The following is a 24,454-nucleotide window of genomic DNA, read 5'->3' as shown; positions in this document are numbered from 1 at the left end:
CGAGTCCCGGATGGGAAGTCAGCAAATCGTTTGAAGCGGTGGAAGTTTCTTTTTCTGCTGTTGAATAAGAAAAATCTGCGTCGGAATCTGAAAATTTTTCTTTATATTCAATTTCGATTTGGGAGGCTTCTTCCTTTCGCAGTGTAAGTTCTTAGTTAAAAACCCGGATTTCCAGCGGGTCACCCATAGGAGCATGCTTCATCATCGTGACTTTTACACCGGGAATCATTCCCATGTCAAGAAAATGCTGCCTTAACGCTCCTGTTCCGCCAACTTTGCTGATAACCGCCGATTTTCCAATTTCCAGATTTTTTAGAGTTTCCATATTCTATTCACTTCTGTTTGTAAAATTATATTAAATAACAAATGCTGCCTGAACCGTCATAGCCTTGCTTTTTTCGTCCAAAGAAGCACTTTCTGGCAAAAAAGCAGCCTGCCTCCTAAAACTTCCAAATACGTTTTTTCCGTCCGAAAATTTTGAACAACAAGTGCAGTCAGTTGCAACAGTTATATTTTCTTTCAAAATTCCAGCCTTTTTTAAGACAAAAAGATTTGCTTTCGTCAAATCCAATGAATAATTCAAGATTTTTCCGTCTGCTGTTTTTTGAATTGAATCTGAATTTTCGTTTTTAAGTTTTGTCACACATTCACCAAAATTTTCTAAAAAGTAATTTTTTCGATTTTCGTCAATACAATAACATTTACTTCCGATATGAGGTCCAATCGCAACGCAAATATCTTCTGTTTTTGAACCGTATTTTTCGACAGCAAGTCTAACCGCTTCTCCAATTATTCCTGTTCCTTTCCATCCAGAATGAACGGCCGCAAAAACACCATTTTTCGAATCATACAAAAAAAGAGGCACGCAGTCGGCAACTGTAACCACTGGAACAAGCATTTTGTTGTTCGTAATCAATCCGTCGCCTTTTTTGTTAAACGAGTCGTCCTGAGAATTTATTTCAAAAACAGTTTTAGAATGAATAAGCTCAATGCTCACAATTTGACGCTGACAGTTGCATTTTTGCTCATCGCCTGCACATTCTCCAGAACAAATATGAGGATGTAATTCTTCGGCAATTGATTTTAAAGTCTTTTCCCGCAAAATATTTTTTTCGTTCCAGCGAAAGCGCATTGAACCGGCAGAAAGAAGCGTCATTCCCCATTTTTTGCCGTTTTTTAAGGGTTCTCCGTTTTTATAAAACGGCAAGACAATGAATTTTGAAGTTTCCGACTTTTCTTCGATTTTTTTTGTGACACAAATATAATTTACTTTGCCCATATTTCTTCCTTATTTAGAAAAAGTCGGGCTGTCAACCTGCTCAAGTTCACGAATCATAGCGTATCCGTCTGAAATTGACTGTCTTGCTTTTTTTAGACTTTCGATAAACCCCTCGTTGTTTTTTCCACCAAGCCGCGCAAGGTTTGTAAGAGCATCGTAACGGCTGTCTTTTTTTTCAAGGAAAATTCCTGTAAAGCAGTTTTCCATAGTTCGACAGGCGTCTCCAAATCTCGAAAGCATAGAACGGACATCGCCCTCAACACCGCGGATTATCGACTCAATTTTAGAATGAGCCTGCAAGGTGCGCAAACGCTCACTGTGAAGCTTGGTAAAAATAATTCCATATTCGCCACCAGCAGAAAGCATCCGGTTAAGAGATTGCAAATCGACCGAAATCTGAATTAATTTATTGAAAGAATCGTTGAATTCGGAGCGGTTTTCCTTTTGAATAAAATCGCCTTCAAGCATTACAGTTTTTAAGGGCAATTCAAATTCTGGAAATTTTTCTTTCATATACCAGTTCAAAAAACCAGCCGTAAGTTCGTAACGGAACGGCATTCCGCCCCACAAAAGAGACCATGGACGCTCAGACAGAAGCGGAAAAGTTTCAAGTCCAAAGTTTCTGTTCAAATCAATTTTTAACTGTTCTTTTTTGCAGTCAACGCCCCAAGACTTCCATTTTTCTTCGAAAAGTTTGCGCCAGTTGTTTTTATAGCGTACAAACCAGTCTTCACCACCGGTAAAATTCTCTGGAATCCAGGCAGCATCAGAATAGACAACTCTTCCAATCGACTTTAATGGAACGCTCGTAATAAACATTCTCATCATTGAAATGTGAGATTTTGCCGTTTTCATAAAATCTGCGGCTTTTTCTGCAATTTCGTCCATTGAATCAAGGGTCCGTCCACTCGTTCCTTTACGCGAAAAAAGATAAATCGATTCGAGTACTTCTTCATAAATTTTTACGCCGTTGCACAAAACTTTTGCAAACAGTGAAATTTCGTTTTCGAGTGAACTGAAAGCACAACAGTAATTTTTTTCGACTATTGTAGAAAAAAGCGAAATAAAACGGTCAAATGGCAATTTAGAAAACTGTTTGAGCCATTCATAAGAACGCACCGCTTCGTACATATAATTTCGTCTGTCAGCAGGAATTTCATTTAAAATTCCGTCCATTTTATGAAGAAGATTCACCCTTTGTTCTGGCCGTGGACCGTTTTCCATTGGAAGAGAATAAGGGTCGACTTCTTCATTCATCTGCTCTTCAACTTCGCTCATTACAAGCGAGCCCAAAAACACAAGAAATGAATTTTCGTCGGATTCTGCAATTAGAATATAAGTCTTAAAAAAATCTGCGCTCAGTTTTAATTCGGTAAGTTTGTCGTAAAAAGAAGACAGGAGCATATTTCGTTTTGAATCGATCAGGTTTGGACAATTTTTTTCGACAGAATGTGCAATCTGTAAAATTTTATGCTCGTTGTAAAGAACCTGCATGGAAGTATTTGCAAAAATAGACTTTAACCACAAAAAAAATCTAAAAAAAATCGATTCGTTTTTAATCTGCTCTGCAAAAGGAATTTTAGCTTCAAGATCAGAGCCGTCTTCAAATGAAAGAGGAACAGTTTCTTCGCCAGTCGACTTCATTTTTTCTAGCATTGTAAGACGTTCAGTTTCGCTTAAACCAGAAACCAACGCATCAAAAGAGTTTCGTTCCATATTATTCAATAAAAATCCCCAATAAAAACTCAAGTCAAAAAAACTAAACGCATTTTCAGAATATCACAATTTTCATGCACATTCTAGCATTTTTAACAGAGTTGTAAACTCTAAGTTTATAAAAAATCAGGATAAAAAAACGGACTGTCAGAAATTTTCAGACAGTCCGTTTTTCTTGTTCTTTATAGAAAATATTGTAAAAACTTTTTATTTATTAAGTTCTTCTACAACAAGCTCGCCCATTTTCTTTGTTCCGACGAGTTTGCCCTGAGTCTTTACTTCTGCAAGTTTTGAACCTGCAATGTCTCCAGTTCTCCAGCCTGCATTCAAAACCGCATTAACTGCATCTTCAATTGCCTTTGCCTCTGTTTCAAGTTTAAAACTGTAACGCAAGAGCATTGCCGCAGAAAGAATTGTTGCAAGAGGGTTTGCCAAATCTTTTCCGGCAATATCAGGAGCAGTTCCGTGAATCGGCTCATAAAGTCCAGGACCTGTTCCATCACCAAGAGAAGCAGAAGCGAGCATACCGATTGACCCTGTAATCTGGCTTGCTTCGTCTGTAAGAATGTCGCCAAACATATTGCTTGTAGCGATTACGTCGAACTGGCGAGGATTGCGGACAAGCTGCATAGAAGCGTTGTCGATGTAAAGGAAGTCGAGTGTAACGTCGCTGTATTCTTTGTGAACTTCTTCTGCAACCTTTCTCCAAAGGCGGCTTGAATTCAAGATGTTTGCCTTGTCAACAACAGTCAAATGTTTCTGTCTTTTCTGAGCAAACTGGAAGCCAAGACGAACGATTCTTTCGATTTCTTCCCATGAATATTTTTCTGTATCCCAGGCAGTTTTTCCGTCTGCGCTAGTTCCGCGCTCACCAAAATAAATTCCACCGGTAAGTTCACGCACAACGAGAATATCAAGTCCGTTTCCGACAATTTCGTCTTTGAGAGGGCAGGCATCTTTAAGCTGAGGCCACATTACAGCAGGACGAAGGTTTGCAAAAACTTTCATGCCGCCACGAAGTCCGAGAAGTGCTTTTTCAGGGCGAATTTCCGGAGCAACGTTGTCCCATTTTGGACCGCCAACAGCACCGAGCAAAGTAGCATCGCTTGAAAGACAGATGTCAAGCTGCTCCTGAGGAAGTGGTTTTCCAAATTTATCAATGGCGGCGCCACCAGCAATTACATCTCTATAATTCCATTTGTGACCGTATTTTTTTGCAACAGCGTCAAGAACTTTTACAGCCTCTGCAACAACATCAGGACCGATTCCATCTCCAGGAATCAAGGCAATTGTTTTTTCCATAATTGTATTTCTCCTAAAAAGCACGACTTTTTAAGTCTTACTTAATATTTTTAACCTCACTAAAGAATATAGCAATTTTTACATTTTTATACAATATTTTCGCCATCAACTACATCGGCTGTATCGCCTGTATTTAAATTTTTGATGTCACAGTTTTCGACGGTAAGCTCTTCTTTTTTGATTCCTTCTCCGAGAATTACGCTATTTACATTTGCAAGATTTTTTAAGGTCACACCCAGCACATTTACGGCAATGTCTATATTCTGCATGTCAAATTGTGTTTCGCCACCGCTTAAAGTTATTGCCTTGTTGATTTCTATAGATTTTAAAGAAAACTCATCTTTAATTTGTGAAAGATCAAGTTCTTCGCCGTCTTTTTTTTGGTCGATAAGTTTTTGAAGATAATTTTCGCTTTCTGCACGCAACTCGTCTCCGTCAATAATTTTACAGGAATTAAAAAAAGCAGTTCCGGCAAAAATCAGAAGTACAAGTCCATAAAAAAAATTTTTTTTTGTATTTTTCATATCTAAAACCGCCTGTAAAAAATCTATTACATTATATACATCATAATAGATTAAAACTTAGTGATTTTCAAATTTTATTGCAAATCTGTCTTTTTCTTATAAAATAGTATTCATGACAGACAAAGAACTTGTTAGTCTTGCACTTGATGCAAGAAAAAACTCATATTCTCCTTATTCAGAATACAGGGTCGGCGCAACAGTTTTGTGCAGCGATGGAAGTATTTTTACAGGATGCAACATAGAAAACGCTTCTTTTCCTTGCGGAATTTGCGCAGAAAGAACTGCAATGTCAAAGGCAATAAGCGAAGGGAAAAAAAGTTTTTCTAAAATCGCAATCGCAGGCTCTTCAGACAAAATTTGTACTCCATGCGGACTTTGTCGCCAATTTTTGTACGAATTTGCCCCAGATTTAACAGTTTTGTGCTCGGACGACAAAGGAAATTTTACAGAAAAAAAACTGAATGACTTTCTTCCCGACGGTTTTGGTCCTAAAAGCCTGTAATTTTTGCACCAGCGATGGGAGGGGCGGCGAAGCCGTTGCGAAGCAATGGAGCGATTTGCGCGGAACCCCGGACGTAGCGACGGCAGATTTTATCTGCCGTGGTGCCCAGAAAATAAAAAATGTCTTTTCAATCTGCTTTAATCTGCGGTAAAATACAGGAACTAATCAACAGGAGTTTTTTATGGAAGATTATAAAAAAGAATTTATAGATTTTATGGTTGAATGCAATGCTCTAAAATTTGGTTCATTCACCCTTAAGTCTGGCCGCAAATCTCCGTTTTTTATGAATGCCGGTGCCTATGTTACTGGCGGACAACTCAAACGTCTCGGAGAATTTTACGCAAAAGCCGTTCATGCCAATTTTGGAGATGATTTTGACGTGTTTTTTGGACCAGCTTACAAAGGAATTCCGCTTGCTGTAGTTACAGCCCTCGCCTATTCAGAGCTCTACGGAAAAGAAATCAAATATTGTTCTGACCGCAAGGAAGAAAAAGACCATGGCGCTGACAAAGGAAGCCTTTTGGGTTACAAAATAAATGACGGAGACAGGGTTGTCATAATCGAAGATGTTACAACTTCTGGAAAATCAATCGAAGAAACTTATCCAAAGATAAAGTCTCAGGAAACAGTTCCTGGCGGAATTAAAATTGTCGGAGAAATTGTTTCTCTCAACCGCAGGGAAAAGGCTCCTGACTCGGATAAGGCCGCTCTTGAAGTAATTTCTGAAAAGTACGGTTTTCCTGCACGCGCAATCGTTTCGATGAACGATGTAATTGAATACCTTTACACCGAAGGCGACAAAAAAATAATTACCGACGAAATAAAAAAAGAAATGGATTCTTACTACAGTTTATACGGTGCAAAGTAAAAATTATGCTTCTATGCTAAGCGGATTTTGGGCAAGCTGAAGATACATCTGATCAGCAAGTCCGAATCCGGCATTTTTTGTTATTGACGTTGAATATTCGTCAAAAAGCATATCTTCGTACATTTTTGATGCAAAATCGCTTTCGCCACTGGCTTTTACGACTGTTTTGCGCATCTGACTCACCATCATTTTTACAAAATAAGATTCAAGTTCGAGTGATTTTTCGTAAAGTTTTGAAGTACGGTCAATAGTTTGAGTTTTTACGTTTGGATTTGCCTGATTTGCGGCGGCTCCGACGGGCTGAGATTTTTTATCAGCGACAGAATTGAAAGTTCTGGCAAAACCTGTTCCATAATCACCATTCAATCTTCCTTCTGGCAAAACCTGACTGGAAGAAACAGATTTTCCGATTGAAGAGGATTCTCCATAAACTGAACGCACAAGTTCTTCAAATTTTCCTTTTTCGGCACTGATTTTTGAACCTTGAAAAGCGCCCTGTCCGTTTGTTATTGAACTGATTCCACCGACCGTCATCATTTTAATTCACCTTCAAAAAAACTACCGTTTAAGGTTTACTGCCGTGCTGAGCATTGAATCCGTCGTTTGGATGGCCTTTGAGTTAAACTCGTAAGCACGCTGTGCTACAATCATCTGAACCATTTCGTTTACAACAGAAACATTCGACATTTCGACAAATTTATGTTTTGTAACGCCAAACCCGTCATATCCTGGACGACCAGCAACAGCCTCTCCAGAAGCGTTTGTCACCTTGTAAAGATTGTCTCCAGCAGCTTCAAGGCCAGCATTGTTTGGAAAACGGTAAATTTCAAGCTGAGCTACGTCTATAGGGTCATTCTGACCAAAAATTTTTACGCTTACACGGCCGTCATCTGTAACAGTAAGAGAGTGAATGTCATACCCATCAGGCAAAATAACTTCCGGCATAACGCGCAAACCGTTTGAATTTACAAGCTGACCGTTCATATCAACCTTAAAAGAACCGTCGCGGGTATATGCAAAACTTCCATCATACTGCTGAACACGGAAAAAACCGTCGCCTACAACAGCAATATCCGTATCAACTCCAGTGTTTTGCAAAGACCCTTGGCTGAAAATTCTCTGGGTTGCGGCAACTTTTACACCGCTCCCCTGCTGAATTCCAACTGGAGTTACAGTGTCTTCTGTCGCAGGAGTGCCTGCAAGTTTTACGTTCTGATATAAAAGATCCTCAAATTCAACACGTTGCTGTTTAAAGCCTGTCGTGTTTACATTTGAAAGGTTGTTTGAAATTGCATCGATATTAGACTGCTGACCGTTCATCCCAGTTGCAGCAGTCCACAAACTTCTTACCATGTTTTGCCCCTCCTAAAATTAACGATAAGCAGCGACTTTTGTCCAAAGAGTAGACATCATCGAATCTTCACTCTGAATTGTTTTCTGGCTCGCTTCGTAAGCGCGGTTTACTTCAATCATTTTTACCATTTCGTTTACAACATTTACATTGCTTGTTTCCATATATCCCTGCATCATTTTAGGGCGTTCAAGACCTTCAGCAACATAAGCTTCTCCAGAAATATCATTACTTGACCACAAACTGTTTCCCATTTTTTTGAGGTAGCGCTCATTATCAAAACGAACAACTTTTATGCGGTCAATAAGTTCTCCATCTTTTGAATAAATCATTCCATCTTCATTTACGGTAAATTTATCGTCCTCAACGTGGATTGTGCCATTTTCGCCCATGAGAGGATAACCGTCTTTTGTTTCAAGAATACCTTCTTTTCCGAACAAGAAATTGCCGTTTCTTGTGTAGCGTTCGCCAACTGGAGTTTGAACGGCAAAAAAGCCTTCGCCACTTAAAGCCAGGTCGGAAGCAGAATTTGTAGAACGGAAAGAGCCCTGTTCAAATTTTGTAAAATTTTCGTTTGTTTCAACACCAAGGCCGAGTTTTCCAATAATCGGAGCAACATCTGCAGAGCCTACGGAAGTTTTATAAACGCCGTCCGCCTGAGTTCGTCTTAAAAGGAGTTCCGGGAAAGACTTGCTTACAGAAATATCGCTTTTATAACCAGCAGTATCAACATTTGCCAGATTATTAGAAATAGAATCCAGCCTGTTCTGCTGAGCATTCATTCCGCTCGAACCAATATACAAACCTCTAATCATATTCGCTCCAAAAAAATGCAAAAAAATACGCTACACTTTTATTATCGGAAAGCAGTTTTTTGAGTTTAGCAATTTGATTTTGAATTTTCGCTCTGACCGTTCAATTCGCTTTTAGCGCCGATTTTTTTTTCAAAAACTCCAGTTTGTCCAAAATTAAGAAATTTGTTAATTTGTTTTTAAATTAAGTTAAATTTTTTTAGAATAATTAAAGAAAAAATGTTATAATTATCTTTGTATTTTTGAGGCTTGAGTTTTACTTAAAAACAGTTGGTTTATCGTGAATAAATTTTTTTTATCAATTTTTATAGTTACATTGTTAATTTTGACAGCAGCACTTATTTTTGCTGTCAGATGGTTAAAAAAAAGTCTTTTTAAGGACGACCTTACAGGACTTTTAACAACAAAGAAGTTTCTTGCTGAAGTAAAAAAAACTCTAAAAAGAGCAAAAAATGTCCAGTATTCTCTCGTTTCGCTCGACATCAATTCATTCCGTTACATAACTCAGGTTTTCGGGCAGGACAATGGAAACAAGCTTTTGTCAGAGCTTGGTTCACTTTTTAGCAAAACCGCTCCAAAAGGCTCGCTTCTGTGCAGAAACTACAACGACAACTTTGCATTCCTCATTAAGTCGACAGTTCTTCCTGTTCTCGAAGACATAATCGTAACAATGACAACGGTAAACGACAAAATAAAAAAACTTTTGCCTCAACATTTTAAAATTGAATTTTCAGTTGGCGTTTACGAAATAAAAGATCCAAACGAAGCGCCTCTGATGATTTTAGACAAGGCACAGACTGCAAGAAAACTCGGAAAATCAAGCCTGAATCCAAAGAGAATCTGCGTTTTTACGTCCCAAATGGAAATTAACAGTCAGCTTGAAAAAGATATAATTTTTGACATGGAAAGAGCTTTTAAGGAAAACGAATTTGTCGTTTACTACCAGCCAAAATTCCTTTTTAATACAGAAAAAATAATCGGCGCAGAAGCTCTTGTCCGCTGGAATCACAAAAAAAGAGGTCTTTTGACGCCTTCATATTTTGTTCCGATGTTTGAAAAAAACGGCTTTATTGAAAAAATCGATTTGCTCGTTTTTGAAAACGTCTGCCAGTTTCTTGACCGCTGGAACAAATCTCAAAAAGATAAAAAAGAAAAACAGCCTCTAACAATCAGTTGCAATCTTTCGAGGGTTCAGCTTTATAATCCAGATGTTGCAAAAATTTACCACGATATCGCTTCAAAATACGAAATTGCGCCTTCAAAAATCGAAATCGAACTTACAGAAAGCCTGATGATGGACAATAAAGAACGTCTTTTAAAAGCTATGAACGAAATTAAAAATGCAGGATTTTCTATTTCTGTCGATGACTTTGGTTCGGGATTTTCTTCACTCAGTCTTTTAAAAGACTTGCCAGCAAATGTAATCAAGCTCGACAAAGAGTTCTTAAATACTCAAAATACGGAAAAAGAGCACATAATCATAAATTCTGTCATAAACATGGCAAAAAATTTGGATATGGCGACAGTTGCAGAAGGTGTTGAAGATGCAAAACAGTCTGCTCTGTTAAAAAAGATGGGTTGCGATATTGTTCAAGGCTATTTCTATGCAAAACCTATGCCACAAAACAAGTTTAAAGAACTTTTGGACAATCCAGATAATTTTGATTCCCCAAAAAAAGATGATTCAACGAATAAAAATGAAAAAACTGATACTAAAAAAAGCGATGACCATAAATAAGCAATAATAAAATCCAGTTCAAATTTATTTGAAAACTAAAAAAACTAGATTTATAATTAGATATATTAAAAAATATGCAATGAACGTTGCAGCGAAATATGGGAGTCACTTATGAGCACAAAAAACACATCAGAAAAAACAAGGGTAATTGCAATTATTCTGGGAGGTGGAAAGGGAACCCGACTTTACCCTCTCACAAAAGAACGTTCAAAACCAGCAGTACCTTTTGGCGGAAAATACAGAATCGTTGACATTCCAATTTCCAACTGCATCAATTCAGGTTACAGAAAAATTTATTTGCTTACTCAGTTTAATAGCGCTTCTTTGCATCATCACATTACAAAGACCTACAATTTCGACAATTTTTCTGGCGGATTTGTAGAAATTCTCGCAGCAGAACAGACATTGGAAAATTCTGGCTGGTTTGAAGGAACGGCAGATGCTGTCCGCAAAAATATGATTCACTTTCAGTCGGCTAATCCTACGCATTACATAATTCTTTCAGGCGACCAGCTTTACAGAATGAATTTAAAAGCCTTTATGGACAGTCATATTCAAAGCGGAGCTGACATTACGATTGCTACAACAGCCGTAAACCGTCAGGATGCTTCTGGCTTTGGAATTATGAAAATCGACTCAAAAAACAAGATTACGGCATTTCAGGAAAAACCTGCAAAAGATTTAGACATTTCTGACTGGAAAATTCCTCAGAATGCGCGTGGCGACCTTCCTCCAGAAAAAGAATATCTCGCTTCGATGGGAATTTACATTTTCAACGCAAAAACAATGGAAGAAGCCTTGGACAACAGCTATACGGACTTCGGAAAAGAAATCATTCCAAAATCAATCAAAACAAAAAAAGTAAATTCTTATATTTTTGACGGTTATTGGGAAGATATTGGAACAATCAGAAGTTTCTACAATGCAACCCTCGAATTGACAGAATACAATCCTGCTTTCAACCTTTATGACGTTGAAGAACCAATTTACACTCATATGAGAAATCTTCCGCCATCAAAAATCAACGGCGCAGAAATTGAAAATTCTTTGACTTCAGAAGGCTGTGTAATTACAAAAGCAAAACTCAGGCATTCTGTAATCGGAGTTCGTTCTGTAATCGAAAATGGCAGTGAATTAAATGGCGTAATTACGATGGGTTCAGACTTCTACGAAACAGAAGACACAAAAAAGAAGAATGAAGAAATCGGAAAACCAAATATCGGAATCGGAAAAAACTGCAAAATTGCAAGCACAATCATCGACAAGAATGCAGCAATCGGCGACAACTGCCAGATCAACATAAGTGGCAAAAAATACGAAGATGGCGACCACGGACTTTTCTACGCTGCAGATGGCATTATCGTAATCAGAAAAGGCACTGTAATTCCTGCCGGAACAATTATCTAAAAAATAAAACAAAAGGAAATACGAAAAATGCCGGATTCAATGTATGACAAACTGGGAGAACTGCTCAGCGAAGCGCTTGAATCTGGCAATTTTTTTTACGAAAAACCATCTTCCGCTCAGAATACACAACAAAAATCTTATGAAAAAGAAAAAAAAATCGATTCAGTACAGGAAGAGAAAAAAAATCCTCATGAAAAAAATCCGCTTAAAAATAAAATTTTACTAAAAAACGCAGAAACAGAAATTCAAAAAGCCGCGACAATAATCGGCATAACAGACGAAATGTCTTTAGAAGACGCAAAAAAGCAGTTTAGAAAAAAGCTTATGCGATTTCATCCTGATAAAAACGCCGATAACGAAATTATGAGGAAAATTACAAAAGAAAAAACAGAACAGATTCTCTCAAACTGGAAAATTCTCGAAGAATGGTTTTCCAAATTTTAATCAAAAAAAACTTAAATGCCTAAAAAAACAGCATTAAAAGCAAGATTTTCATTTTAATCTGCTAAAAATTATTATTCTTCTGGTTCGGAACTTGTTGCAAAACCATATTCGTTCAGTTTTCGGTGAAGCGTTTTTCTTCCGATTCTTAAAATATCCGCGGTCTTTGTTTTGTTTCCGTTGTTCGATTCAAGATTTTCAAGGATAATCATTTTTTCGGCATCTTCAAGGCTAATTCCATAAGGCACAAGGATTCCCGAATTGTTTTTTTTGTCTTCAAGTTGAATCGTCAAATCTTCCGCCTGAATTTCATCTCCGCTCGCCATAACGACGGCACTTTCCACGCAATGTTGAAGTTCACGCACGTTTCCTGGCCAATCATAATTGAAAAGAATATTTTTTGCAGAATTAGAAAAGCCTTTTATATTCTTATTGTTTTCCGTGTTGTATTTTGAAAGAAAATTGTTTAGCAAAAGCGGAATATCGTCTTTTCGATCACGCAATGGAGGCACCATAATTTCAATTCCCTTAAGACGAAAATAAAGGTCTTCGCGGAAATGCTTTTGTTTTACCTCGTCTTCGAGGGTTTTGTTTGTGGCAGAAATTACGCGGACATCGACCTCAATCGTTTTTTCTCCGCCAACGCGCTCAAACTTTTTTTCCTGCAAAACTCTTAAAAGTTTAACCTGAACTCCAGGATTTATTTCGCCGATTTCGTCCAAAAAAATTGTTCCGCCGTCAGCAAGTTCAAATTTGCCTTTATGCAGAGCCTCGGCGCCAGTAAAAGCGCCTTTTTCATGACCAAAAAGTTCACTTTCGAGCAAAGATTCGCTTAAAGCTGCGCAGTGCACTTTTATAAAAGGCTTGTCCCGTCTTGAAGATTTTTGCTGAATCGCATCCGCAACAACTTCTTTTCCAACGCCACTTTCGCCTGTTATCAATATGCTTATCTTTGAATCTGCAACCTTGTTTATAAGATTGTTTACTTTTTGAAGGGAAGGACTTTTTCCAATTATATTGTCTGACGATTTTGACTTAACTTCGGACAAAAGTTCCTGATGTTGCAAGCTAAGCTCCCTACCCTTGAGCGCCCGCTTTACAACAAGCTCCAAATGTTCAAGGTTGAGAGGCTTTGTCAAAAAATCATAAGCACCGTTTTGCATTGCAGATACGGCAGCATCAATTGAGCCGTGACCTGTCAAAACAATCACAGGAATTCCTGGCATTTCGCGTGTTACTTTTTTTAAGACGTCCTCTCCACTTGTTCCAGGCATTCTCAAATCTGTAATTACAAGGTCAATATCGCCTTTTGAAAGAAATTCAAGTCCTTCGTCGCCGTTTGCAGCGATTTTTACATCATAGCCGTCCATTTCAAAGTCGGCAGCAAGTCCTTCACGAATATTTTTTTCATCATCAATTACCAAAAGTGTAAATTTCATCTGTATTCCTCATCGTGGGTCAAAAGTTTTTTTTGTGTCTGCGGAATTGGAATTGTAATCGTAAATTCTGAACCTTCGCCCAAAACGGAATCAACGCTAATATCTCCAGAAAATTCTTTTATGATTTTATAGGACATTGCCATTCCCAAACCTGTGCCGTTTGCTTTTGTTGTATAATAAGGCTCAAAAATGCGGGATTTTACTTCTTCGCTCATTCCAGTTCCGTTGTCAGAAATTTTCAGAATAAATTTATCATCTTTTGTTTCTGTTTTTATGAGAATTTTTCCAAAAAACACTTCTTCAAAAGCATTTGCCTTTATACTTGTGCGGAAACGCTCTTCGATTGCAGCAAGCGCGTTTTGAGCAATATTTACCAAAACTTCTCTAAAAAGCTTTTCGTCAATTAAAAGTTTTGGATCCTCTTTGCAAAGTTCAGATTCAACCTTAATTTTTTTTTCGTTAAATTCTGGTGAAATAAAACCAATAAAATCTGTTAAAAGAGAGTTTAACTTTACGAGCGAAAAATTTGCAGAAACAGGACGAACAGCCATTAAAAAATCAACGACAATCTTGTTCAAACGGTCAATTTCCTGGTTTACGACTTCGAGATAGTTTTCTGTAAACTTCGGATCTGGCAACATTCCATCACCTTCCCGTTTTTTTCTGATTGCCTTTTGCAAAAGTTGAATATGAATGCTTATTGCTCCAAGCGGATTTTTTATTTCGTGGGCAACACTTGCGGCAATGTTTGTAAGACCAGCCATGGTTTCCATTCGATGAAGCAAAACTTCCTGGCTTCGCTTTTGAGTTACATCTTCAATCATTATTATATTGCCAGAAATTTCGTTATTTTGAACAAGTGGCATTACAGAAATTTCGATAAATCTTACAGAACCGCCTGGAGTCGAAACAGTGTATTCTTCGCTTATATTTGTGCGGTTATCTTCGTCGCAGCCTTTTAAAAATTTATAAATTTCTTCATCATCAATAAAATCGTAAAATTTTTGATTTCGGTTTTCTTCTGGAGAAGATTTTAAAGGCAGACAGCGCTCGGCAGCTTTATTTATCTGAGTAACTTTCCAGTTTTTTTCTACGCTTACAAGTCCGGTAGAAAGAGATTGAAAAATTGACTGAAAAACTTCGTTTTGATTTTTTATTTCGCTAAAAAAAAGTTCAATCTGCCCTGGAGACAATTTTGAAAGTTTTTCATATACGCGATTCGAAAATTCCTGCATAAATCCTCCCATAAAAACTTCGCGTTAGCGACGAGCCACGGATGGCGAGAATCCAGTTTATAAAAGCAATGCTTGAACAAACTGAAATGATAAAAAATACAAGGATGTAATTTTTATCATGCATCCATAACACAATCCGTAATTTTTATCCAAACGTTTTTAAAACAGATTCGCCTTTCTAATTCCTGCCAAATCCCTGTAAAGTTTTTCCAATGCAGCAACAGGTTTTTGATTGTAAACAGAAACGTTGTTAAAACACTGTCTTATAGCCTGAATGTTTTTTATTTCGACCTCTAAGTTTCGTCCAGAATTTTTATCTTTGTCAACTGGAGATTTTTGAGCTTCAAGAATTCCCTGTAAAAAAATCTTGAACATTGTACGCGGTTCAAAATCTTCACATTTTTTTATGATTTCGCTGATTTGAATAAGTTTATTTTCTCTAATTCCGCTATAAAAAAATTCCGCCGTTGATTTTATACTTTTCGGAGAAACAGGCAAAAAAGTCTGCAAATATTCTTGAATTTGACCATTTCCCTTGTCAGAATTGTCATGAAAAACTCTTTCAATCACTTCGCGCTGCTGATTTTGAGTGCGTTCGACAAAACTGTAAGTACGAACCCTCGAAAGAATAGTCGGCATTACGGCTCCACGGCTTGCAGTCGTAAGAATGAATACAGCATCTTCTGGCGGTTCTTCAAGAATTTTTAAAAGCGCATTCCGGCAACTTTCGTTCATTTTGTCCGCATTTTCAATGATAAGAACTTTTTTTCCGTCATTAGACTTCATCCTTGTCCAGAAAGAAGCCTTTCTTATGTGATCAATTGGAAGAGAATCGTACATAAAATTTGATTCTAGTTTTTGCGCAGACTGAAGAATTTTTTTTGTAATTTCATCTAGTTCTTCATTTGCAGGAACAGGAAATTCAGGATTGAGACGTTCAAGCTGTTCGTTTATTTCTTCTACAAGTGGCGAAAGCTTTGAAAGCTTGTCATCGCCTTCCCAAAATACAGGACTAAAACGCAGAACAAGTTTCCGAACAGAACGAATATAAAGATAACGGGCAGCAGGCAAATGCGAATAATTATTTGCTCCGGCATCCAAAAGAGTTCTTGTAGCAGCAAGAATTTCCAGTGAACAGTCACGAGGACCCGCCAAAATGACATTTGTTCCGGCAAGTTCCTTTTGTTTCCGGCAGGAAGGACAGTTGCAAAGCCAATGTCCTTTTTTTTCTGGCAAAGGTTCTGTACAGGAAAGAACACGTGCAAGTTCAAGCGCACAGGTCAATTTTCCAGAAGATTGAGGCCCAGAAAGCAAAATTGAAGACGGAAGCGTCTTGTTTTTTATGTCGAGCGTCAAAAGAGAGCCTGCGTCCTGATACAAAAGATTTTCAAACATTAGACAAAAACCGCTCCCAAAGTTACAATTGGTTTTGCAAGAATTGGTGAAAAATATGTCCAAAAAAATGTACTGTCAATAAAATCAGTAGAAAACCACGGCTGGGCTTTTAACACGATTACAATCGCACTGACAATTACAAGACCTTCCGCCATTCCAATCGCAAATCCCAGAATTTTATCAAGACTTTTTAAGATTTCACCTTTAAAAAGTCCTGCAATAATTGTCTGTAAAATTTTTACGAACAAAAAAACAACTATAAATAGTAGTATAAATGAAGTAACAAGACAAACGGTCTTTATTTTTATTATTTTTTCAAGAAAAGGACTTAAACTGCCACAAAAAAACACTGCAACGAGAATTCCAGAAACAAGAGCAAGTTTTCCGAACAATTCCTTCAAAAAACCTTTTGCACAAGCAGTTATTGCAAAAAATAAAATTATTATAAAAAAAACTACATCAATAAAGCCAAAATGCATTATTTTTCTCCAATAAAAAGTCTGCGTTAGCGACAAGCCATGGATGGCGAGAATTACAGTTTGAGAAAGCAACGCTTGAGCAAACTGTAATATAAAAATTAGAGGGAAGTATTTTTTATCATGCCTCCATGTTTTTCTATATTTTTAAAAATCAATTCAGCAATTTTTAAGGAAGCTCTTTTTCCAGATGCGAGTTCTGCCATTTTTTGAGACATCAAATTCCTTTCATTTTTGTCCAAAAGTTTTTCAAGACAATTCCGTAAATTTTCAAAAACCGCTTCGTTTCCTGTCAAAACAAAAGCAGCACTGCGCTCCTTAAAGAAATTTGCATTATCAACCTGATCGCCTCGAGTTCCATTTCCACACAACGGAATAAGAACGGAAGGCTTTTTTTCAACAGCGCTTTCCCAAACAGTATTTGCCCCAGCCCTAGAAAGAATAACGTCCGCACAAGCAATAACGTCTGGCATCTGCTCATAAATAAACGGATAAGGAAAATAACTGTCCGTTTGAGCAGGAACAAAACCAGCATCTTTTGAACCACATTGATGAACTACGTTAAAATGCTCTGTCAGCCAGGCCATGTTTTCTACAACAAGTTCATTCAACTGATGAGCGCCAAGACTTCCACCAAGTACAAGAAGAACAGGCTTTTTTAAATCCGCATTCTTTCCTTCAAAAAGAAATTTCCGCCCTTTTTGTGCATCTGCTTCATAAAACACAGGACGAACAGGATTTCCGGTCACCACGGCAAGGCTCTGCTTGTTTTTTGGAAGAAATTTTACAGTCTCTGGATAAGAAACTAAAATTTTTGAAGCAAAACGCGAATTTATTTTTGTTGCAAGTCCTGGTGTAAAATCACATTCATGCGTAAAAACAGGAATCCGCAAAACTCGCGCAGCAAAACAAGGAGGAACGGAAACAAATCCGCCTTTAGAAAAAACAACAGCTGGACGAATAAATAAAAGTCTAAAAAAAGAAACCGCGATTCCTGCAATAATTTTAAAAACATCAAAAAAGTTTTTTATTGAAAAATAGCGCCGGAGTTTGCCAGAAGGAATTGCGCAAAACCTGTCGGCACTTCCGCTTTTTTCAACAAGGATTCTGTCCATTCCAGAAGAATTTCCAAACCAGTAAATTTTTATTTTAAGATTATTTTTTTCTGCAATTTTTTTTAATTCATCAGCAACGGCAAGTCCTGGATAAATGTGTCCGCCTGTTCCGCCACCAGCAAAAACAATTTTTATGCTCATTGTGTTATTATGACACAGTTTTTTTCTTTAGACAAGAAAAAAGCTGGCTGAAAAATCAACCAGCTCAATTTTAAATTCACTTATAAAACTATAGGGAAAGCCTTAAACTTGCAGCTCCAGACCACAAGCCATCATCTGTAATATGGCGCAAGTCGGCAGTAATGCTGAGAGTAAAATCAAGAACAAAGAAATTAATGCCTACACCTGCAAAAATCTGAGGCTGGATTGCATTAAAGTCAAACGAATCTGTCTTATAAGAACCGTTGTCTTTAACCTTTGCGCCAACTGTTCCTGCAACATCTTCAATCTGCTCTGCATAAGCTCCGTTGTAAGCCCAGTCCCAAGTATTATCTGCTTTAGAAACAAGTCCTCTCAAACCAACAAATGGAGTTACAAAAAGGAATTTTTTAGAAACCTGAGCCTGAAGATACATTGTGTGAACTTTGTAATCAACATTTGCCTTCGCATAATCCGAAGATACTCCAAAAGTTCCCTGATTGTAGAAATAACCTGCACCGACACTGATTTTTGGCATTATAAGACCGCCTTTAAAGAGAGCATAGCGCACGTCCATTCCGACTGTAAGCAAATCAACATCTAGGTCTGCACCGAACTGAGAAGTACTCATTTTTCCAGTTTTCATAACGGCAATATCAAAATCGAAAGGAAGTAAAACTCCGCCAATACGAAGGTCAGCCGTAAAAACTGGGAAATAATAACTACTCTTAATGTCAATGTCATCAAGCTGCAAAGCTTCGATAGCCTGCTTTAATCCGCTTGTATCAATGTGAGTAAAACCGATATTTACTCCTCCACCAAGATGAGGCGGAAGCGAAATCAACTGACCGATATAAGCGTCAGACCAAACATTCTGCTGAGTTGCAGCCTGAGGAACCGCAGCGGCAAGCTGTTTTGAAAAATCATCAAAACCATTGCTAATTTCATCTGCCTGCGCATTAAAATTTTTAACCCAATCTTCTGTTATATCCTCAATTTTTAAGGCAAAAACTGATGTTGAAAGGAGAGCAAAAAGTGCAACCGATCCCAAAAATTTTATTTTTTTCATTGAACTATCCTCCTGATAAAAAACAAACAACTTAATTTCAAAAACAAAAACTGAACGAAACAATCGTCCGACTTATAGAATTGTAACGCAAAAATAATATCTTACAAATAATTTTATTTTAAAAATTTAAAATAAAAAAGGCTTCTGATTTTACCAGAAGCCTTTTGCCACAGGTTGGAATCGAACCAACGACATACGGATTTTCAGTCCGGCGCTCTACCAACTGAGCTACTGCGGCGTTGATGTATATTACTATAACTAAATTGATATTTTTGGTCAATAGCAAATTTGCAATTTTTTTAAAATTTTTTACTTTTTTTTGTTGCGCAAAACTTTTTAATTTTTTACGCAACAAAAGCATTTGAATTCTAAAAATTAGAATTTAATTTTTCTATCCGAATCTTTGTAATATTCTGCACGCATTGCACGAATCTGATCATCTGCCATGTAATCATCAAACGGCATCATACGGTCAATTACGCCTTTTGGTGTAATTTCGACTATGCGGTTTGCAATCGTAGAAATAAATTCGTGGTCATGACTTGTAAAGAGAATTACTCCAGGGAAATCAACAAGCGCACGGTTTAAACTTTCAATCGCCTCAAGATCAAGATGATTTGTCGGGTCGTCCATAATAAGGATATTTGAACCAGCAAGCATCAATTTTGAAAGCATGCATCGGACTTTTTCGCCTCCAGAAAGAACCTTCACTTTTTTAAGCGATTCATCGCCAGAAAAAAGCATTCTTCCCAAGAAACCGCGGACATAAGCATCATCCTGCTCTTTTGAGAACTGTTTTAACCATTCGGTAATATTGTAGTCGTTATTAAAGAACTGATTGTTGTCACGTGCCAAATAAGAACAGCTTGTCGTCTGACCCCAAAAATATTCTCCACTTTCAGCCTTTTTTTCGCCAGAAATTATGTCGAACAGAGAAGAAACAGTATTGTGCTCAACTCCGACAAATGCAATTTTGTCAGTGCGGTTTACAATAAGGCTAAAGTCGTTCAAAAGCTGAACTCCATCTTCGTCTTTTGAATTGAGTTTGCGACATTCAAGAACATTGTTTCCGATTTCGCGGTCAGGTTTGAACTGTACAAACGGAAATTTGCGACTTGTAACAGGAAGGTCATCAAGTTCAAGTTTTTCGAGAATTTTCTTGCGACTGGTTGCTTGACGAGATTTTGCGGCATTGGAAGCGAATCTCTGGATAAATTCTTTCAAATCTTTTGCTTTTTCTTCATTTTTACGCTTCTGATCCTTTGCCTGCTTCTGAAGAATCTGGCTCATCTGGTACCAGAAGTCATAGTTTCCGGCAAACTGAGTGATTTTTCCATAGTCAATATCGCAAATAACTGTACAAACAGTGTTCAAAAAGTGACGGTCGTGACTTACAACGATTACAACGTTTTCAAAATCAAGCAAAAAGTCTTCAAGCCAGCTAATTGACTCAAGGTCAAGACCGTTTGTCGGTTCGTCAAGGACAAGAATATCTGGATTTCCAAAAAGAGCCTGAGCCAAGAGAACACGAACTTTCTGAGATTCATCAAGTTCGCTCATCATTTTGTCATGATATTTTTCTTCAAGACCAAGGCCAGAAAGCATCTGCTCAATCTGATTTTCTGATTCGTAACCGCCGAGTTCTCCAAACTGAGCCTCGAGTTCAGCCGATTTTATTCCATCTTCTTCGGTAAAATCTTCTTTTGCGTAAATTTCGTCGCGAGCTTTAGAAACTTCATAAAGTTTTGGATACCCCATCATTACGGTTTCTTTTACACTGTAACTGTCAAATGCAAAGTGATCCTGTTTAAGAACGGCCATGCGTTCTCCAGGAGTTATGATAATTTCGCCGGAATCACGGTCCTGTTCACCAGAAAGAACTTTCAAGAAAGTTGATTTTCCTGCGCCGTTTGCACCGATAATTCCATAGCAGTTTCCTGCCGTAAATTTTAAATTTACGTCTTTAAAAAGCGGTTTTTCACTAAAATGAAGACTTACGTCCGAAACTGTAATCATTTATTTGCTCCCTTTTAAAAGTTGTTTTTGTTATTTTTTTACCTATTCTGTTATTTTGAAAAGAACTTCTTAAGTATATCAAAAATTCCAGATTTTTTATTATTTTTTGCCCTTGCTTTAGAATCAGGCTTTTTATTTTGTCCGTTAAAATTCTGCTTTTGAGGCGATTTTTTTCCGCCAGTTTTTGAAAAATTATTTTTCGCGTTTTTAACAGATTTTCCGTTTTTAGAAGGACTGGCCTTCTTTGCAGAATTCTTAGATGCCGACGATTTTTTTGAATTTCCGCAATTTTTCGAAAAAGAACTTTCTGTGTTTGAAAGGTTTGAATATTTTTCCTTGTAATATTTCATTCTTTCGTCAGAAGACATTCCGCTCAATTTTGCAAGTTCTTCGTCAGTTGTACGGCGTTTTGCAGAAGAGTTTGAATTCGCTTTTTTTTCGTATCTTCCTGCAGATTTTCCATTTTGCTTTCTTTCTGAACGTTTTGAGAATGATTTTTGTTTTTGCTCGCGATCTTCCCGTTTTTTTTCAGAATCAAGCTTTATATAAACATTGTGGCTCTTGTCTTCAACAAATTCTTCCTGAACAGCAAGTCTTGAAGGAATCTGCTTTTCAATATAACGCTCAATCGGCATTAAAGAATAAACGTCCTGTTCAGAACAGAAACTATAGGCTTTTCCGCTTTTTCCGGCACGAGCGGTACGTCCAATTCTGTGAACATAATTTTCCGCTTCGTTCGGCAAATCAAAGTTTACAACCATTGCAAGGTCGTTTACGTCAATTCCGCGCGCTGCTACATCGGTTGCAATAAGACATTTTATTTTTCCATCTTTAAAATTATCCATAATCTTAAGACGGCGACTCTGCGGCAAATCTCCGATTATAAATTCATTTTTAACACCATTCAATTTCAGGCGCTTTGAAAGAATTTCGCACATTTTTTTTGTATTGCAGAAAATAATCAGGCTTTCAGGATTTTCTTTCTGCAAAATTCCGAGCAAAAGAGGGAGTTTGTCATCGCTCGCAACGTGAATAAGTTCCTGATCAATTTCATCAACCGTAATATTTTCTGCCTCGATTACGATTTCTTTTGCATCTTTCGTATATTCCCAGGCAAGGTTTTTTACATAAGAATTCAAAGTTGCTGAAAAAAGCATTGTCTGACGAATCTCAGAGCCAGGCAAAAATTTTACGATCTTGCGCAAATCTGGATAAAACCCCATGTCAAACATTCTGTCGGCTTCGTCAATTGCAAGATAAGCAACACTGCTCAAATCCATTTTTTTTGATTCGTGCAAATCAATTATACGACCTGGAGTTCCGACAATAATATCAACACCCTTTTTAAGCTCGTCAATCTGATTTTCGTAACCAACTCCACCATAAAAAGAAGCAATTTCAAGACCAGAAAATTTTCCGAGTTTTTTAGCTTCTTCTTCAACCTGAACAGCAAGCTCCCTCGTAGGAACCATTACGAGCGCTTTTTTGCCTTTGTTTTTTTCGCCACTCAAAAGCTGTTGCATAATTGTCACAAGAAAAGCAGCAGTTTTTCCAGTTCCAGTCTGAGACTGAACATAAAGATCGCTTCCATCGAGAGCAACTTCGAGCACCCGTTTTTGAACCGGAGTACATTCTAAATAACCGGCTTCATCAATTCCTTTAAAAAGGCTTTCATTTAAATTTAATTCTGAATAATTCATAATGCCAACACTAAAAAATTTGAAAAAAGTAATTTACCGGAATCCGCAAAAAGAATCTCATCAAAGCCAGAATTCTAAAGATACCGTCAATTTTTTATCCATTGTATTTAACAACTTAAAAACGCAGTTTTAAGAAAATCTCTGAAAATTATACAGTTTATTGTACTTTGTTTCAACTTTACCGCAATTATACTATGTATTTTTTCAAGCTTTTAGGATATATTTTTTATTTATGCAAAATAACGATAATTCACAGGAAAAAATTCAATATCAGGCAGAGCTTTTTGCCAACCGTCTTTCAAAAAAATACAAACTTTTAAAAAAATGGGCGCGAAAAAACAGAATAAGTTGCTACCGCCTTTACGACAAGGATATTCCGGAAGTTCCGCTTGCAGCTGACGTCTACGAATTTCTGCCAGACGAAATTTCCGACAAAACAGAATGCGCTCTCTTTCTTCGCGAAAACGAGTTAAATATTTCATCAAACAACCAAAACGCAATATCCGAAACAAAGATGCGAACCTACATCCATCTCTATCTTTACGAGCGCCCGTACGAAAAAGACGAATCCGAAGAAGAAAAATGGCTTGAGTCAATGGCAGAATCAGCCGCAAAAGTTTTACAGATTCCGCAGAGCCACATCATAAAAAAACTCCGGAAAAAGCAAAAAGGCGACAGCCAGTACGAAAAATTGGAAACTAAAAACAAAATCGAAGGCACGACACAAGAATGTGGTCAGCTTTTTAAGCTCAACCTGAGCGAATACCTAGACACGGGTCTTTTTTTAGACCACCGTCCTTTACGAAACCTTGTCCGACAAACAGTTCAGGGCAAATCCGTACTAAACCTTTTCTGCTACACGGGAAGTTTTTCAGTTTATGCGGCAGAAGGAAGGGCTAGCCGTGTCGAAAGCGTTGATTTAAGCAACACATACATTTTATGGGCAAAAGAGAATATGGCATTAAACGGCTTTAGTGACAATGCAAAATATTTTTATACACGACAGGATGTGACAGGCTTTTTAAATCAAAAAAATGCGGAAGTTCCAAATGAACAGGGAACAAACCGCTACGACACAATAATCCTCGACCCACCGACTTTTTCAAATTCAAAGGCTACACAAAATGTGCTGGACATAAACCGCGACTGGCTCACTCTCTGCGAAAAATGCCTCAGAATTCTAAAACCAAAAGGCACTCTTTATTTTTCAACAAACAGTCGTCGCCTCTCGTTCAGCGAAGACGAACTGTGCCAAAAAGTTCCTGAACTCAATTTCCAGATTCAAGACATAACAAATCAAACCATCCCAGAAGATTTCAACGGCAAAAAACCTCACCGCTGCTGGAAAATCTCATTATCCTAAATAAAAATCAGGGCGTTCCGGCTTACGCCGTCGGGTGTTTCGCGGTTCCGCCTTTGGCTTCATTAAAATTGAAGTTTTGTTTTGCAAAACTTCAATTTTAACGACTTCGTCGCCACTACACCCCCTAACGCAAAATCCATTTAAACAAAAAAAATCCACCCCAAAACGAAGTGGATTCTTTCAATTAGACAAATTTTCTTACTTTGACTCTTTGTTTGTAAGACCAAAGCGTTTGTTGAATCTTTCGATACGTCCTGCAGTATCTACAAGTTTCTGCTTTCCTGTGTAGAACGGGTGGCAGGCAGAACAAATTTCAACGTGAATGTTCTGTACTGTTGAACGTGTTTCGATTACATTGCCACACTGACATGTAATTTTTGTCATTTTGTATTCAGGATGAATACCAGCTCTCATTTTTATCTCCTTTACTGCTTGCCCGGCATTAAAGCAACCCCAGTCATCACTAGCTTACGCAAAATAAAAAAAAGCGTTTCTATCATTCCATCACTGTTAGGAAGCAAGTTAATACCACAAGTGTATTTTTAATTTTACATTTTTTACAAAACTT

23 protein-coding genes and 1 tRNA gene are annotated in these 24,454 nt (G+C 37.5%); 6 read left to right on the top strand and 18 right to left on the bottom strand.

The genetic code is table 11. The features are described 5' to 3' along the window. Positions 1-151 precede the first annotated feature (151 nt). The 5 genes from ACT6XC_RS02585 to ACT6XC_RS02565 all read right to left on the bottom strand — a co-directional run bounded on the left by ACT6XC_RS02585 (position 152) and on the right by ACT6XC_RS02565 (position 4,821). Positions 152-325, bottom strand: a complete 174-nt coding sequence (locus tag ACT6XC_RS02585) for a FeoA family protein (protein WP_443738609.1) — start codon at positions 323-325, stop codon at positions 152-154. Positions 326-355: 30 nt separating this feature from the next. Then, complete coding sequence (locus tag ACT6XC_RS02580; protein WP_443740686.1) at positions 356-1,279, bottom strand: polyphenol oxidase family protein; 924 nt, start codon at positions 1,277-1,279, stop codon at positions 356-358. A gap of 9 nt (positions 1,280-1,288) precedes the next feature. Next, positions 1,289-2,995 (bottom strand): DUF5312 family protein, encoded by a 1,707-nt coding sequence (locus ACT6XC_RS02575; protein WP_443740685.1) that lies wholly within the window; start codon positions 2,993-2,995, stop codon positions 1,289-1,291. Between the two features lie 207 nt (positions 2,996-3,202). After that, positions 3,203-4,297 (bottom strand): 3-isopropylmalate dehydrogenase, encoded by a 1,095-nt coding sequence (leuB, locus tag ACT6XC_RS02570; RefSeq protein ID WP_443737545.1) that lies wholly within the window; start codon positions 4,295-4,297, stop codon positions 3,203-3,205. An 86-nt stretch (positions 4,298-4,383) separates the two neighbouring features. Further along, positions 4,384-4,821: a hypothetical protein gene (locus tag ACT6XC_RS02565; protein WP_443740684.1), complete on the bottom strand. Its 438-nt coding sequence runs from the start codon at positions 4,819-4,821 to the stop codon at positions 4,384-4,386. A 112-nt stretch (positions 4,822-4,933) separates the two neighbouring features. On the opposite strand from ACT6XC_RS02565, the gene cdd reads away from it, so the two are divergent. Further along, entirely contained in the window at positions 4,934-5,323 is a 390-nt protein-coding gene (cdd, locus tag ACT6XC_RS02560) for a cytidine deaminase (protein WP_443740683.1), read from the top strand. A gap of 181 nt (positions 5,324-5,504) precedes the next feature. After that, positions 5,505-6,191: an orotate phosphoribosyltransferase gene (gene pyrE / locus ACT6XC_RS02555; RefSeq protein WP_443740682.1), complete on the top strand. Its 687-nt coding sequence runs from the start codon at positions 5,505-5,507 to the stop codon at positions 6,189-6,191. Between the two features lie 3 nt (positions 6,192-6,194). Here pyrE and ACT6XC_RS02550 read toward each other — a convergent pair whose 3' ends face one another. From ACT6XC_RS02550 to flgF, 3 genes are read right to left on the bottom strand one after another with little or no spacing between them, the layout of a single operon-like run. Then, complete coding sequence (locus tag ACT6XC_RS02550; RefSeq protein ID WP_443737541.1) at positions 6,195-6,728, bottom strand: rod-binding protein; 534 nt, start codon at positions 6,726-6,728, stop codon at positions 6,195-6,197. 21 nt (positions 6,729-6,749) lie between these two features. Beyond that, a complete protein-coding gene (gene flgG, locus ACT6XC_RS02545; protein WP_443737540.1) occupies positions 6,750-7,544 on the bottom strand; it encodes a flagellar basal-body rod protein FlgG in 795 nt (264 codons plus the stop codon). An 18-nt stretch (positions 7,545-7,562) separates the two neighbouring features. Further along, positions 7,563-8,357, bottom strand: a complete 795-nt coding sequence (gene flgF, locus ACT6XC_RS02540) for a flagellar basal-body rod protein FlgF (RefSeq protein ID WP_443737539.1) — start codon at positions 8,355-8,357, stop codon at positions 7,563-7,565. A gap of 322 nt (positions 8,358-8,679) precedes the next feature. Here flgF and ACT6XC_RS02535 point away from each other — a divergent pair, with 322 nt between their 5' ends. The 3 genes from ACT6XC_RS02535 (at position 8,680) to ACT6XC_RS02525 (ending at position 11,943) form a co-directional block, all read left to right on the top strand. After that, positions 8,680-10,092, top strand: coding sequence for a putative bifunctional diguanylate cyclase/phosphodiesterase (locus tag ACT6XC_RS02535; protein WP_443740681.1), 1,413 nt, complete (start codon positions 8,680-8,682; stop codon positions 10,090-10,092). A 111-nt stretch (positions 10,093-10,203) separates the two neighbouring features. Then, the gene (locus tag ACT6XC_RS02530; RefSeq protein ID WP_443740680.1) at positions 10,204-11,499 is read left to right on the top strand and encodes a glucose-1-phosphate adenylyltransferase; all 1,296 of its coding nucleotides are present in this window, start codon (positions 10,204-10,206) and stop codon (positions 11,497-11,499) included. Positions 11,500-11,526: 27 nt separating this feature from the next. Continuing rightward, complete coding sequence (locus ACT6XC_RS02525; RefSeq protein WP_443737536.1) at positions 11,527-11,943, top strand: DnaJ domain-containing protein; 417 nt, start codon at positions 11,527-11,529, stop codon at positions 11,941-11,943. Between the two features lie 71 nt (positions 11,944-12,014). On the opposite strand, the gene ACT6XC_RS02520 is transcribed toward ACT6XC_RS02525, so the two are convergent. The 9 genes from ACT6XC_RS02520 to ACT6XC_RS02480 all read right to left on the bottom strand — a co-directional run bounded on the left by ACT6XC_RS02520 (position 12,015) and on the right by ACT6XC_RS02480 (position 22,523). Next, a complete protein-coding gene (locus ACT6XC_RS02520) occupies positions 12,015-13,379 on the bottom strand; it encodes a sigma-54-dependent transcriptional regulator (RefSeq protein ID WP_443740679.1) in 1,365 nt (454 codons plus the stop codon). Then, complete coding sequence (locus ACT6XC_RS02515; protein ID WP_443740678.1) at positions 13,376-14,614, bottom strand: two-component system sensor histidine kinase NtrB; 1,239 nt, start codon at positions 14,612-14,614, stop codon at positions 13,376-13,378. The genes ACT6XC_RS02520 and ACT6XC_RS02515 overlap by 4 nt, the downstream gene beginning before the upstream one ends. Positions 14,615-14,773: 159 nt before the next feature. Beyond that, positions 14,774-16,009, bottom strand: coding sequence for a DNA polymerase III (locus ACT6XC_RS02510; RefSeq protein WP_443737533.1), 1,236 nt, complete (start codon positions 16,007-16,009; stop codon positions 14,774-14,776). Further along, positions 16,009-16,488: a CvpA family protein gene (locus tag ACT6XC_RS02505; protein ID WP_443737532.1), complete on the bottom strand. Its 480-nt coding sequence runs from the start codon at positions 16,486-16,488 to the stop codon at positions 16,009-16,011. Before ACT6XC_RS02505 ends, ACT6XC_RS02510 begins: the two co-directional genes overlap by 1 nt. Positions 16,489-16,586: 98 nt before the next feature. Next, positions 16,587-17,741 carry a UDP-N-acetylglucosamine--N-acetylmuramyl-(pentapeptide) pyrophosphoryl-undecaprenol N-acetylglucosamine transferase gene (locus ACT6XC_RS02500; protein ID WP_443740677.1) on the bottom strand — a complete coding sequence of 385 codons (1,155 nt, stop codon included), beginning with the start codon at positions 17,739-17,741 and terminating at the stop codon, positions 16,587-16,589. A gap of 88 nt (positions 17,742-17,829) precedes the next feature. After that, positions 17,830-18,807, bottom strand: a complete 978-nt coding sequence (locus ACT6XC_RS02495) for a hypothetical protein (protein WP_443740676.1) — start codon at positions 18,805-18,807, stop codon at positions 17,830-17,832. 165 nt (positions 18,808-18,972) lie between these two features. After that, positions 18,973-19,045, bottom strand: a tRNA-Phe gene (locus ACT6XC_RS02490). Positions 19,046-19,182: 137 nt separating this feature from the next. After that, on the bottom strand, positions 19,183-20,823 hold the full coding sequence (locus ACT6XC_RS02485; protein WP_273329187.1) for an ABC-F family ATP-binding cassette domain-containing protein: 1,641 nt from the start codon (positions 20,821-20,823) through the stop codon (positions 19,183-19,185). 50 nt (positions 20,824-20,873) lie between these two features. Further along, positions 20,874-22,523 (bottom strand): DEAD/DEAH box helicase, encoded by a 1,650-nt coding sequence (locus ACT6XC_RS02480; protein ID WP_443740675.1) that lies wholly within the window; start codon positions 22,521-22,523, stop codon positions 20,874-20,876. A gap of 232 nt (positions 22,524-22,755) precedes the next feature. Here ACT6XC_RS02480 and ACT6XC_RS02475 point away from each other — a divergent pair, with 232 nt between their 5' ends. Then, positions 22,756-23,886 carry a class I SAM-dependent methyltransferase gene (locus ACT6XC_RS02475; RefSeq protein WP_443740674.1) on the top strand — a complete coding sequence of 377 codons (1,131 nt, stop codon included), beginning with the start codon at positions 22,756-22,758 and terminating at the stop codon, positions 23,884-23,886. Between the two features lie 198 nt (positions 23,887-24,084). On the opposite strand, the gene rpmE is transcribed toward ACT6XC_RS02475, so the two are convergent. After that, entirely contained in the window at positions 24,085-24,300 is a 216-nt protein-coding gene (gene rpmE / locus ACT6XC_RS02470; protein WP_078930325.1) for a 50S ribosomal protein L31, read from the bottom strand. Positions 24,301-24,454: the final 154 nt, after the last annotated feature.

It is taken from the genome of Treponema berlinense (assembly GCF_052273165.1).
In the GTDB taxonomy this organism is placed as follows: Bacteria; Spirochaetota; Spirochaetia; order Treponematales; family Treponemataceae; genus Treponema_D; species Treponema_D berlinense_A.
The sequence above is the reverse complement of the archived record's forward strand: the minus strand, read 5'-3'. Positions and strand labels throughout refer to the sequence as shown.

Coding starts and splice junctions, on each gene's coding strand:
- leuB (WP_443737545.1), bottom strand. CDS start 4,297: ATGGAAAAAACAATTGCCTTGATTCCTGGAGATGGAATCGGTCCTGAT.
- rpmE (WP_078930325.1), bottom strand. CDS start 24,300: ATGAGAGCTGGTATTCATCCTGAATACAAAATGACAAAAATTACATGT.
- flgG (WP_443737540.1), bottom strand. CDS start 7,544: ATGGTAAGAAGTTTGTGGACTGCTGCAACTGGGATGAACGGTCAGCAG.
- ACT6XC_RS02505 (WP_443737532.1), bottom strand. CDS start 16,488: ATGCATTTTGGCTTTATTGATGTAGTTTTTTTTATAATAATTTTATTT.
- ACT6XC_RS02575 (WP_443740685.1), bottom strand. CDS start 2,995: ATGGAACGAAACTCTTTTGATGCGTTGGTTTCTGGTTTAAGCGAAACT.
- ACT6XC_RS02530 (WP_443740680.1), top strand. CDS start 10,204: ATGAGCACAAAAAACACATCAGAAAAAACAAGGGTAATTGCAATTATT.
- ACT6XC_RS02515 (WP_443740678.1), bottom strand. CDS start 14,614: ATGCAGGAATTTTCGAATCGCGTATATGAAAAACTTTCAAAATTGTCT.
- ACT6XC_RS02520 (WP_443740679.1), bottom strand. CDS start 13,379: ATGAAATTTACACTTTTGGTAATTGATGATGAAAAAAATATTCGTGAA.
- ACT6XC_RS02585 (WP_443738609.1), bottom strand. CDS start 325: ATGGAAACTCTAAAAAATCTGGAAATTGGAAAATCGGCGGTTATCAGC.
- ACT6XC_RS02550 (WP_443737541.1), bottom strand. CDS start 6,728: ATGATGACGGTCGGTGGAATCAGTTCAATAACAAACGGACAGGGCGCT.
- ACT6XC_RS02500 (WP_443740677.1), bottom strand. CDS start 17,741: ATGAGCATAAAAATTGTTTTTGCTGGTGGCGGAACAGGCGGACACATT.
- cdd (WP_443740683.1), top strand. CDS start 4,934: ATGACAGACAAAGAACTTGTTAGTCTTGCACTTGATGCAAGAAAAAAC.
- ACT6XC_RS02565 (WP_443740684.1), bottom strand. CDS start 4,821: ATGAAAAATACAAAAAAAAATTTTTTTTATGGACTTGTACTTCTGATT.
- pyrE (WP_443740682.1), top strand. CDS start 5,505: ATGGAAGATTATAAAAAAGAATTTATAGATTTTATGGTTGAATGCAAT.
- ACT6XC_RS02510 (WP_443737533.1), bottom strand. CDS start 16,009: ATGTTTGAAAATCTTTTGTATCAGGACGCAGGCTCTCTTTTGACGCTC.
- flgF (WP_443737539.1), bottom strand. CDS start 8,357: ATGATTAGAGGTTTGTATATTGGTTCGAGCGGAATGAATGCTCAGCAG.
- ACT6XC_RS02525 (WP_443737536.1), top strand. CDS start 11,527: ATGCCGGATTCAATGTATGACAAACTGGGAGAACTGCTCAGCGAAGCG.
- ACT6XC_RS02475 (WP_443740674.1), top strand. CDS start 22,756: ATGCAAAATAACGATAATTCACAGGAAAAAATTCAATATCAGGCAGAG.
- ACT6XC_RS02480 (WP_443740675.1), bottom strand. CDS start 22,523: ATGAATTATTCAGAATTAAATTTAAATGAAAGCCTTTTTAAAGGAATT.
- ACT6XC_RS02580 (WP_443740686.1), bottom strand. CDS start 1,279: ATGGGCAAAGTAAATTATATTTGTGTCACAAAAAAAATCGAAGAAAAG.
- ACT6XC_RS02485 (WP_273329187.1), bottom strand. CDS start 20,823: ATGATTACAGTTTCGGACGTAAGTCTTCATTTTAGTGAAAAACCGCTT.
- ACT6XC_RS02495 (WP_443740676.1), bottom strand. CDS start 18,807: ATGAAAAAAATAAAATTTTTGGGATCGGTTGCACTTTTTGCTCTCCTT.